This window comes from Serratia sp. NCCP-200 (assembly GCF_059697885.1).
Genome location: NZ_BAAKUJ010000001.1, coordinates 645,538 through 654,509 on the forward strand (window position 1 = coordinate 645,538; position 8,972 = coordinate 654,509).

16 protein-coding genes are annotated in these 8,972 nt (G+C 57.2%); 13 read left to right on the plus strand and 3 right to left on the minus strand.

Features of this window, described 5'->3' with window-relative positions; all coding sequences use genetic code 11:
• The first annotated feature begins 3 nt into the window (after positions 1 to 3).
• From AC6HVW_RS02965 to AC6HVW_RS03015, 11 genes are all read left to right on the plus strand, one after another.
• Positions 4 to 135 (plus strand): hypothetical protein, encoded by a 132-nt coding sequence (locus AC6HVW_RS02965; protein WP_256221067.1) that lies wholly within the window; start codon positions 4 to 6, stop codon positions 133 to 135.
• Positions 136 to 266: 131 nt separating this feature from the next.
• Complete coding sequence (locus AC6HVW_RS02970) at positions 267 to 680, plus strand: CaiF/GrlA family transcriptional regulator (RefSeq protein WP_071681092.1); 414 nt, start codon at positions 267 to 269, stop codon at positions 678 to 680.
• Positions 677 to 1,111: a hypothetical protein gene (locus tag AC6HVW_RS02975; RefSeq protein ID WP_071681091.1), complete on the plus strand. Its 435-nt coding sequence runs from the start codon at positions 677 to 679 to the stop codon at positions 1,109 to 1,111. The genes AC6HVW_RS02970 and AC6HVW_RS02975 overlap by 4 nt, the downstream gene beginning before the upstream one ends.
• 77 nt (positions 1,112 to 1,188) lie before the next feature.
• Positions 1,189 to 1,320 carry a hypothetical protein gene (locus AC6HVW_RS02980; RefSeq protein ID WP_256221066.1) on the plus strand — a complete coding sequence of 44 codons (132 nt, stop codon included), beginning with the start codon at positions 1,189 to 1,191 and terminating at the stop codon, positions 1,318 to 1,320.
• Positions 1,317 to 1,868: a hypothetical protein gene (locus AC6HVW_RS02985; RefSeq protein WP_071681090.1), complete on the plus strand. Its 552-nt coding sequence runs from the start codon at positions 1,317 to 1,319 to the stop codon at positions 1,866 to 1,868. The genes AC6HVW_RS02980 and AC6HVW_RS02985 overlap by 4 nt, the downstream gene beginning before the upstream one ends.
• A gap of 275 nt (positions 1,869 to 2,143) precedes the next feature.
• On the plus strand, positions 2,144 to 2,818 hold the full coding sequence (locus AC6HVW_RS02990; RefSeq protein WP_071681089.1) for a helix-turn-helix domain-containing protein: 675 nt from the start codon (positions 2,144 to 2,146) through the stop codon (positions 2,816 to 2,818).
• Between the two features lie 12 nt (positions 2,819 to 2,830).
• Complete coding sequence (locus AC6HVW_RS02995; RefSeq protein WP_071681088.1) at positions 2,831 to 3,094, plus strand: ANR family transcriptional regulator; 264 nt, start codon at positions 2,831 to 2,833, stop codon at positions 3,092 to 3,094.
• A gap of 13 nt (positions 3,095 to 3,107) precedes the next feature.
• Entirely contained in the window at positions 3,108 to 3,569 is a 462-nt protein-coding gene (locus AC6HVW_RS03000) for a CaiF/GrlA family transcriptional regulator (RefSeq protein WP_071681087.1), read from the plus strand.
• A 2-nt stretch (positions 3,570 to 3,571) separates the two neighbouring features.
• A complete protein-coding gene (locus AC6HVW_RS03005; RefSeq protein WP_071681086.1) occupies positions 3,572 to 4,387 on the plus strand; it encodes an EAL domain-containing protein in 816 nt (271 codons plus the stop codon).
• Positions 4,384 to 4,716, plus strand: coding sequence for a Dabb family protein (locus AC6HVW_RS03010; RefSeq protein WP_071681085.1), 333 nt, complete (start codon positions 4,384 to 4,386; stop codon positions 4,714 to 4,716). Before AC6HVW_RS03005 ends, AC6HVW_RS03010 begins: the two co-directional genes overlap by 4 nt.
• Positions 4,713 to 5,066 carry a YcgJ family protein gene (locus AC6HVW_RS03015; RefSeq protein ID WP_071681084.1) on the plus strand — a complete coding sequence of 118 codons (354 nt, stop codon included), beginning with the start codon at positions 4,713 to 4,715 and terminating at the stop codon, positions 5,064 to 5,066. Before AC6HVW_RS03010 ends, AC6HVW_RS03015 begins: the two co-directional genes overlap by 4 nt.
• A gap of 55 nt (positions 5,067 to 5,121) precedes the next feature.
• Here AC6HVW_RS03015 and AC6HVW_RS03020 read toward each other — a convergent pair whose 3' ends face one another.
• The gene (locus AC6HVW_RS03020) at positions 5,122 to 5,775 is read right to left on the minus strand and encodes a Crp/Fnr family transcriptional regulator (RefSeq protein ID WP_254698855.1); all 654 of its coding nucleotides are present in this window, start codon (positions 5,773 to 5,775) and stop codon (positions 5,122 to 5,124) included.
• Positions 5,776 to 5,833: 58 nt separating this feature from the next.
• Complete coding sequence (locus AC6HVW_RS03025) at positions 5,834 to 6,442, minus strand: Crp/Fnr family transcriptional regulator (RefSeq protein ID WP_254698916.1); 609 nt, start codon at positions 6,440 to 6,442, stop codon at positions 5,834 to 5,836.
• Between the two features lie 400 nt (positions 6,443 to 6,842).
• Here AC6HVW_RS03025 and AC6HVW_RS03030 point away from each other — a divergent pair, with 400 nt between their 5' ends.
• Positions 6,843 to 7,439 (plus strand): tyrosine-type DNA invertase, encoded by a 597-nt coding sequence (locus AC6HVW_RS03030; protein ID WP_071681081.1) that lies wholly within the window; start codon positions 6,843 to 6,845, stop codon positions 7,437 to 7,439.
• Positions 7,440 to 7,734: 295 nt separating this feature from the next.
• Here the strand turns inward: AC6HVW_RS03030 and AC6HVW_RS03035 are convergent, their stop codons facing one another.
• Positions 7,735 to 8,415 carry a Crp/Fnr family transcriptional regulator gene (locus AC6HVW_RS03035; protein ID WP_497569264.1) on the minus strand — a complete coding sequence of 227 codons (681 nt, stop codon included), beginning with the start codon at positions 8,413 to 8,415 and terminating at the stop codon, positions 7,735 to 7,737.
• Between the two features lie 375 nt (positions 8,416 to 8,790).
• Here AC6HVW_RS03035 and AC6HVW_RS03040 point away from each other — a divergent pair, with 375 nt between their 5' ends.
• Positions 8,791 to 8,940, plus strand: a complete 150-nt coding sequence (locus AC6HVW_RS03040; RefSeq protein WP_175415630.1) for a hypothetical protein — start codon at positions 8,791 to 8,793, stop codon at positions 8,938 to 8,940.
• The last annotated feature ends 32 nt before the right edge of the window (positions 8,941 to 8,972 follow it).

Genomic DNA, 8,972 nt, shown 5'->3' on the forward strand with positions numbered 1-8,972 from the left:
ACCATGAAAAAAGTCAATGTGCTGAAAAAACTGAAAAAATACAGTTTTCTCTCGACGTCCATTGTCCTGCTGTTGCTGTGGTTTTTGGTGATGGGGTCGATTGTCTATGCCCTGGCCCGGTGGGTACCGGTCTAGGGGGGTAACGCCAGTACAGAGGGCGTGGCACCGTCAACGACAACGCACGGGATTGCGCCACGCCGGAGAATAAAAAAACAGACGGTCTGAGCGGGCGGGATGCGGCCAGCGCAGGTCAACGGGAGCACAAAATGAAAGACATGACAGTTACCTCAGAGACCGTCGTTGCGCCTGAGACGCAGGCCCTGGCTGAGTCTGAACGCCCGTCTCCCCTGTGGTTGCAGGTGGCGCAGTGGTGCCTGCGGTCAGGGGAGCCTGCCACACGGCTGGCTATCGCCCAGGTGTTTGGTCTGTCACTGCGCCAGGCGGCGGACATCATGCTGTATATCACGGCCCGGCGTCCGGATGTGGTCAGCGCCCGGCGGGTGGTGAAGGTCTCCGCGGGGGGGATACGGACCGCCATGCTTGAGGTGTCCGCCATCCGCGACGAGATGATGCCACGGCGCGGTGCCGCTTCTCAGCCCCGCCGTAGACGCAGCCCGGAGCCCAGCGCAGCAGTGCGAGAGCTGGCGCTAGGCTGGCGTTGGCGGGGAGAGGAGGGATGACGACCTTCGGGTGGACCCTGGTCGGGAATTTAGTGCTGGCCCCGATGCTGGCGCTCAGTACGCCACCCTGGGCGGGGCTGATCATGGTGTTGGTACGTGTGGTGCTGTGCCTGCTGTTTTTGCTGGCGGTACGAACGGTGATCCTGGTGTGGCTGACGCGTTGGCGCAGGCGGTCAGATCCGGTTCCTCACGCGATATCCGGTTGGCTGACCCCGCTGTTGGTGGTCGGCCTGGGTCTGCTGCTGATCTGTAGCACCGATCGGGGCGTCGTCGATCACCTGTTTCAACAGGTCGATCAGGTGTTGATGAATGGCCGGTTTGCCCCCCCGGCGACCGAATTGGGGGCGGCATCCTGGTATGAAGTGCTCAGTATGCCGGAGCAGGGTAATCACCCGTCCACGCATGAGGGGAAAGACCCCGGGCGTAAGTAAGGTACGGCTCAGAGATGTCGGGCGTGCAGGGGCTGCTCTTTCTGGTCGGTTCGGTTTTTTTGTCCGAAGGAGGTTCTGTGGATCACTGGAGTACACCGCCGCCAGCGCAAACGCGCGCCAGCGGTGCAGCAACAAGCGATGGGGATGGCAAGGGCTGCCTGACGCTGGAAAGGCAACGACGGCGTTTCCGGCAGGGAGCGCAGGGATGAGGCGCGGCATCATCAGGAAGGCGGTCGTCCTGCCGTTGTTGCTGCTGGCCGGTGTGCACCATCCCCTCGTTCGTGCGGGTAATCATGCCAGCCGGGAAGCCCGCATCGCCTGGCACTACCCGCACGCGCGCCTGATCGTTGACTGCTCACTGCCCGTCGGTACCGTGCTCGCCAGTGTGACGCTGCCGTTGCCCCCAGGCGTGCCGCCAGGGGACAGCAGCTTGAGCGTCGGCAATGGCACGGGGGTGGGCTGGACCACGCTGGCCACCCGTTTACCCGGGCTGAGCGTCAGAGCCGCCCTTGACCAGAATGCGGTCACTGGGGAGAAGGATGGCGGCCCGCGTACCGGGCTGCGGCTTGAGTTGGTAAGGGACGGCCCGGTGCGGTCCGGGTGGCTCAGTGTGCCGGAACAGGACCTGTGGTGGAACGTCACGGATGCGGTCACTCATACCCGGCTGTGGCGGGGACGCATTCTGTGGAAAGGTCGAATGAAAATTGAAACGGAACAAGATGATGTGGACACGACGGGGCGCGGCGGATGTGCCTAAAGCGGGGCTCGACAGGAAGCAGGCCGTCCGTGAGGCGCTGGTATTCGTGGTGGCCTTCGTGCTGTGCGTGGCACTGAGCATCGTGCTGATCGCCCGGTTCTGAAGGGACGTCGCCGTCACGCGGTGCGTGTCGGCAATCGCCAGAGAAAGGGGAGTGTATGTCCAATAAGGAACAAAGGGGGCAAGAGGCCCAGAGATCCAGCATAACCGCAACATTATCGGCAGTGCCGTCTATGCCACTGGCGAACTCATCAACCCGGCGCAGGCGCAGGCCGGTGCCATGGCGGATCGCGGTGGTTGACGGCTGCCACTATGGGCGCGTGGGATTGGTTGCTGCGCTGCAGGGGGGGCCACATTGGGATGGCCTGACGCTAAGGCCGACAGGGATAAAAGATCTCGGGGCATTGCATAAACATTGGGCGGCAGGCAGAGCAACGGATGACGTATTACGGTTTGACTGCCTGGTGGTTCGCCTCCCCACAGACCCGCAGGCGGCGTTGAGCACCCTGCTCCAACTGGGGTCGCCTGGCATGCCGTTGGTGCTGGCCGAGCGTCTGGTGGTGCTGTCCGCCCTGACGCCGGAGCTGGTGTTGCGGGTGTTGAGCGGTGTTGGGGTACGGCTGTGGGTGCGGGTGGTGGACGATCGTTTGCCGTTGGTGTTGCTCTGCCGGGCCGTGTGCCCACCCGGCGAATTACACGATCCGGACATAATGGCCTGGTCGGGGGTGTTGTTGGCCGATACCGGCACTCCGCAGTTATCGAGCAAGGAGCGGGGGGTGTTGTGGCAGTGCCTGCAAATGGTATCGGTCCATGCGCTGGCCCGGCGCCTGGATATCAGCAGCAAGACGCTGTACGCCCAACGGCAGGGTGCCTTGAACAAGCTGGGGGCCGCGCATCTGAAAGTGCTGCTGAGACAGTTCCGTGTATTGCCCTACAATGTAGAGATATAAGGAGCGGTGGTGATGAAAAAAGAGTGGGATCATAGCGATAGCGGCGAGGTGAGTGCAGCGCTGCAGGTGTTACTGACACAGCCGACCCAACGGGAGCAGTACCAGGCGCTGAGCCGTTCGGCGGCGATATTGGAGCGGGGGAAAAACTACGTGGCGGCGTCACAGCAGTGGCTGGCGGCGTCGAGTTTGGCCACGGCCAGCGTTGATCGCCATTGGTGCGAGGCCCGTGCTCATCTGTGCGACCGGCGGGTGGGGCTGAGTGATAACACCAAGTAAAGAGGAAATCACGATGGTAGCACAGGAGCAAAATACCGGTGCGGTGGTCGCGCCCGGTCAGTCTAACTACGGTGAGTACACTCTGCCCGCCATGTTGCAGGACCTGGGCGATCCCCCGCTGTATCTGGCGGTGGCGACCTGGGGCTGGCGGTTGGGGCGGCCATTCTGCCGGGACGAATTGGCGCAGACCTTCAGGATAACGTTGCAGCGTGCCGGGGATGTGATGTCGTATATCCGCCGGGCCGATCAGGCGAAAATACGCAGTCGTCAGAGTTATGAACGGGTAGTGAATGGGGTGCGCCGCCGCTTTTTGCAGATTGTGGCGGAGCCAGATATGAGTGTGAAGAAGGCGGTGAGGGGTAAGCCCACGACGGAAACAGACGAGAGGTTACCGCAGGGTGAAGGACCTCTTTCGGATGCGGGACTGCAGGCATTACGCCGCTGGTTCCTGCTCCGGCCGAATCCGGGGGGATAGCGATGCTGTGCGCTTTCTTTAGCAACGCGATAACGCGCTACCGGACCCGCCAACTGCGTCGGGCGATGGCCCGTGGCGACATTCGTGCCTGGTATCAACCGACAGTGACCGGTGCGCACGGGCGCATCAGCGGTTGTGAGGTACTGGCACGCTGGCACTTGCCTGGTGGACGAATTCGCGGAGCAGAGCGTTTTATCACGCTGGCGGAGGAGCAGAGGCTGATCGTGCCAATGACCCGCATCCTGGTTCGCCAGGTGTGTCGTGATCTGGCACGGATGCAGGTCTGGTTGCCGCCGGGTTTTGATGTTTCGGTCAATCTGAGTGCCGCCCATGCGGGGTCGGGGCAATTTTTACAGGATTGCCGTCGGTTACAACGGGCGCTCGCGGGCCGGGCAGGCAGGGTGACGGCGGAGGTGGGGGAGCGGGTGGCGTTTTCCCAGATTCCCGGTGGCCGTCAACTGCTGCTGTCTCTGCGCGCAGCAGGAGTTAAGGTGATGCTGGATGATTTTGCCACCGGCTACCAGGGGCTGCTGGAGCTGGACACTCTGCCGGTGGACGGTTTCAAGCTGGATAAGGGGCATGTGCGTGAGCTTCCCGGCGGCGGGCCGGTGCCGATGGCGGCGTTGATGATCCGTCTGGCGCGCCTGATGTCGCTCGACGTCGTGGCCGAAGGGGTCGAGACCCGGGCCCAGCATGAATGGCTGCTGGAACAAGGGATCAACCAGCAGCAAGGGTATTATTTTGCGCCGCCGCTGCAGGCGGACAAGCTGGCGCTGTATCTGGCGACCGGGGGATTGATCAGGGGAACAATCGTATGATCCGCCATATTTTGTTTATTACGTTTCACTCATCGGCAACCCATCGGCAGATTGAGTCTGTGCGGCAAGCCTTTTTGAACATACCGCAACAGATTGCCGGGGTGCTCGATGTGGAGTGGGGGCAGAACGACAGCCCAGAGGAGAAAAACGCCGGCTTTAGCCATTGCGTACTGATGACCTTCGCCGATGACGCCGCGCGCAGGCGCTATCTGCCGCACCCGGCCCATGAGGCGCTGAAAGCAATATTTACCCCGGTGCTGAAGGACATTATCGTCCTGGACTATATCTTGGCAGCAACGCAATCCCTCTTTAAGGGCAAGACACTATGAGTAAAAGGATCAACATCATGCTGGTGGCCGCATTTGGGCTGGCATCGTTTGCTGGCACGGCCAGTGATCACAAATTGCGTTTTCCGACCGCGGGGGTGGTTTGCGACGCGTATTTCTGTGCGGACGCCGCAGGCATCTCTGATAGGCTGACCACCCGCTATCTTGGGGAAAACAAAGGCCGGCAGTTGGCGGCGCAGGGTCGGTTTGACCGCACCGCGTTTACCTTTGATAACGGTATTTTCTGTAGCGTACGGGCGAGGGAATGTCGTAAAGATCGTTATTTTGGCGCAGACGGTAAGCATTCCGGTGCTTTGGACAGGATCACCACCGATTGGCTGTTCAGACGGTAGTTGCCGTTCCCTGGCTGATAAGCGCCTGGCGTTTGGCCAGGGCGCTATTTTACCGTTAATCCATGGCGTCTTTTTCTGCATGTTGGCGTAACGCCAGCGGATTGGTGACGGTGATGGAACGATAACCCGTTTCCACCCATCCTTGTTCAACAAACTGTTGGATCACGCTGTTCACCTGCTTACGGGAGGTATTGGCAATAATGCTGATATTCACCTGGGAGAAGGCGATCGGCGCATGGGTCACCCAGGACATGCGGTGCAACGCCGAGGCAATCCTGGCGCTGACATCTTTCTTCTGCAAGTCGTGCACAATGCGCAGCAGTGAATCCGTCGAAAGAATTGAAATCACCCCGAACGCACGGATGTCGTTAGGGTGTGCGGCGGCCATCTGCTCCATAGTTTCCAGTGGTACATGCAGCATCCATGATTCATTTTGCGCAACCAGCTCGAACCGGCGCGGTTTGCCGGTCATAAAGCTGTCCTCACCCAGCCAGTCTCCGGGTACGGCGATGTCAATCAGGCGCGGTGTGGCGTAGGGAGGCGCCGTCTTGATTATCACCATGCCTTCGACAAAGCCGTAGATCCCACCCAGCGCATCGCCGGGGCTAAAGATGACCTGCCCGGCGTGGTATTTTACCAGCGACGCATGCTGTAACAGCCGGATCCTGAAGGCTTCAGACATATGAGACAGCCAGCCCCGTTGGCTCATTATGCTTTCTGCCTGTATGTGCGACATCTGTACCATGACTTTCCCCCTCCGCGATAAATTAATCCGTGCTGTCTTTTTCTGCGAACTGCCGTAACGCCGTAGGGTTGGTGACTGTGATAGAGCGATAACCCGTCTCCACCCATCCTTGCTCAACAAAATGCTGGATCACGTTGTTCACCTGTTTGCGGGAGGTATTGGTGAGGATACTGAGGTTTTCCTGCGAGACGGTAACCGGAGCGTTAGTTGTCCAGGCGATGCGATGCAAGGCTGAGGCAATCCTCGAACTGACACTGTTTTTCTGCAAATCATGCACGATCCTCAGCAGTGAATCCCCTGCAATAATCGAAATCACCCCGAATGCTCGCATGTCGTTGGGATTTGCCGCGGACATCTGTTCCATGGCTTTAATCGGGACGTGCATCACCCAGGTTTCACTCGCAGCGAGCAGCTCTATCCGCCGATGTTGCCCCGTGAGAAAGCTGTCCTCACCCGTCCAGCCACCGGGCACTGCGATGTGGATCAGCCTCGGCGTGGAATCAAGAGGGGCGGTATTGACGATCACCGTCCCTGCCACCAGCCCATAAATCCCGCCGGGCGGATCGCCCGTGCGAAAAATGATCTGCCCAGGCTCATATTTCAACAACTGGGCATGTTGCAACAGTCGCACCCTGAACGGCTCTGGCATATGAGACAGCCAACCTCTTTCACAGATCAATCGTTCCGCAGTCTCACGCGACATCTCTGGCATTTTTTTCCCCAATTGTCCGATTTGACACAGTGTGCAATGAGAAAGTTAGGTATTAAATACCTATTAAGCAAGTTAAAAATAAGATAAGTCCTAACTGGGGGTAAGTTTCAATGCGGTTTTAGCCGGTAACCTATGGCCTTATACATAATTTAAATATGCGTATTTCAACGTAGCGGCTTCTTTATGCTCAATATCAAGGGGGGGGATAAACCTGGAATAAGCCCGTCTGTAGTAGGGATAACCAGGTAACTGCTTATGTGATGAAAAGAGCAGGATGGCGTTTTTTTAAAGTGAATATTTATAACTACCGGGGGAAATAATGAAAGAAAGATTATATCTGACGCGCCAGGAAATGAGCGGATTAATCAGAACGGTCTATGGAGGGACGAACGGTGTGCGGGATTATTGCATGCTACTGATGTGCTATCTGCATGGCTTCAGAACCAGCGAATTGACCGGGTTGAAACTGGAGGATCTGGATTTATCCGGTGGGCGGATATGTATCCGGCGTTTGAAAAACGGCTTCAGCACCGTCCATCCGATACATCCCCAAGCCAAAAGTGCGCTGGTCTTGTGGCTGAATGTACGCAATAAGATGGCCAGTATCCATGGCATGCCCTGGCTGTTTATTTCCCGTAAGGGCGGGCGGTTATCCCGGCAGCGCTTTTACTCACTGTGCCGGGAGTACGGGCGCCTGGCTGGCTTGCCGTTCGACGTGCATCCGCATATGTTGCGTCATGCCTGTGGCTATGAGCTGGCTGAACAGGGTATGGATACCCGCTTGATTCAGGACTATCTGGGGCACCGTAACATCCGCCATACGGTGCATTATACGGCAGGTAATGCGGCGCGCTTTTCCCGGCTGTGGCAAGGGGAGGTCCTCTTCGAACCCGACAAAGACAGTACCCTGTTTTAGCTCTTGGTGTCATTGCTAAAACACGGCAATGATAATTTTTATATTTATATCTTGAACACTATGCCTGGATTTGATTAAAAATCTGAATATTTGTTTGCCAAAAAAACGGCGGTGATATTCTGTGCAAAAATGCGCTATTACCACTCATCGTGACAGGGATGTCTTATCCAGCTTTGCTATATCGTGTTTTCTTTATTCGCGTTTATCCATTAGGTTGGCTGAATTAACGTTGCCGCAAAATAGCTGCGGTAGTCGTCTGTATTTAATGCGGTGCAAACAGGTCCGTGACAGCCTACTAGGGCTGTTCTGCGTGTTGGCGCAACGCGGAAGGATTGGTGACGGTGATGGCGCGATAACGGATTTCCACCCAACCGGCCGCCGCAAACTGCTGGACGATGCTGTTCGCCTGCTTGCGGGAGGTATTCGCAATAATGCTGAGATTCTCTTGGGAGACGCAGACCGGTACATCGGTAGTCCAGTACATGCGATGCAGAACGGAGGCGATCCTGGCACTGACGCTTTTTTTCTGCAGGTCATGCACAATTCTGAGCAGGGAATCTGAGGCCATCACTGAAATAACGCCGAAGGCCCGAATGTTTTCCGGATCGGCCTGCGCCATCTGCTCCATGGTTTCCAGCGGTACATGCATCGCCCAGGTTTCGCTCTGCGCCACCAGTTCTATCCGCCGCGGTTGCCCCGTCAGAAAACTGTCTTCACCCGTCCAGCCGCCGGGCAGCGCGAGGTGGATCAGCCGCGGTTTTGCATCTGGCGGGGCCGTACTCACAATTACCGTACCAGCGACCATCCCGTAGATCCCCCCGGCGGGATCGTCAGGCTGAAAGATGAGCTGGCCCGCGTCGAATTTAACCAGTTGGGCATGCTGCAACAAACGTTTCCTGAAGGCTTCGGACATTTTCGACAGCCAGCCTCGTTGGCAGACGATATGTTCTGCCTTTTCCCGCGACATATGCGCCATGCTTTCTCCGTGATTGTTCCACTGAGTCCTGAGTAGGGTGATCGGAGCGTGAGCCTTTATTGTAATCCATCCATGCCGGTGCGAGGAAAAAAACACCGGGATGGCATTTGCATCATCAATTCTGCCATGACTCTCTGATGCTGTGGCTGTCCTACCCACCAGATTGTCTGGTCTGAAAATGCATTTGACTGGAGAACCAGCCGAATGAATAAGTGATTGAAAAACGAGCCCCTTGTTAACATTTAGAACCATTTTGACAACTCCTGTTTTCTCCTGGTGCAAAAGGATACAAATTAGCGCTTTGACAGATAAAAAGTCGTTGGGATGTTACTTCCACCAAACAAACCACCACCCATGACAATATGGAGAGTGCACATGCTGAAACACGCAAAGATTCAACCACAATCCAGTGGCGATCTGGTGAGCAGGGATGAAGAGGTGGATATTGCAGTAAAGAGCGTGCGCAACGGGCCTGAGTTGATGGCAAGATCGATCAATCATCCTGCCGTTTTTGGGTCGGTGTGAAGGTTAAAAAAGAGTAGTCAGTTTGGTTCTAA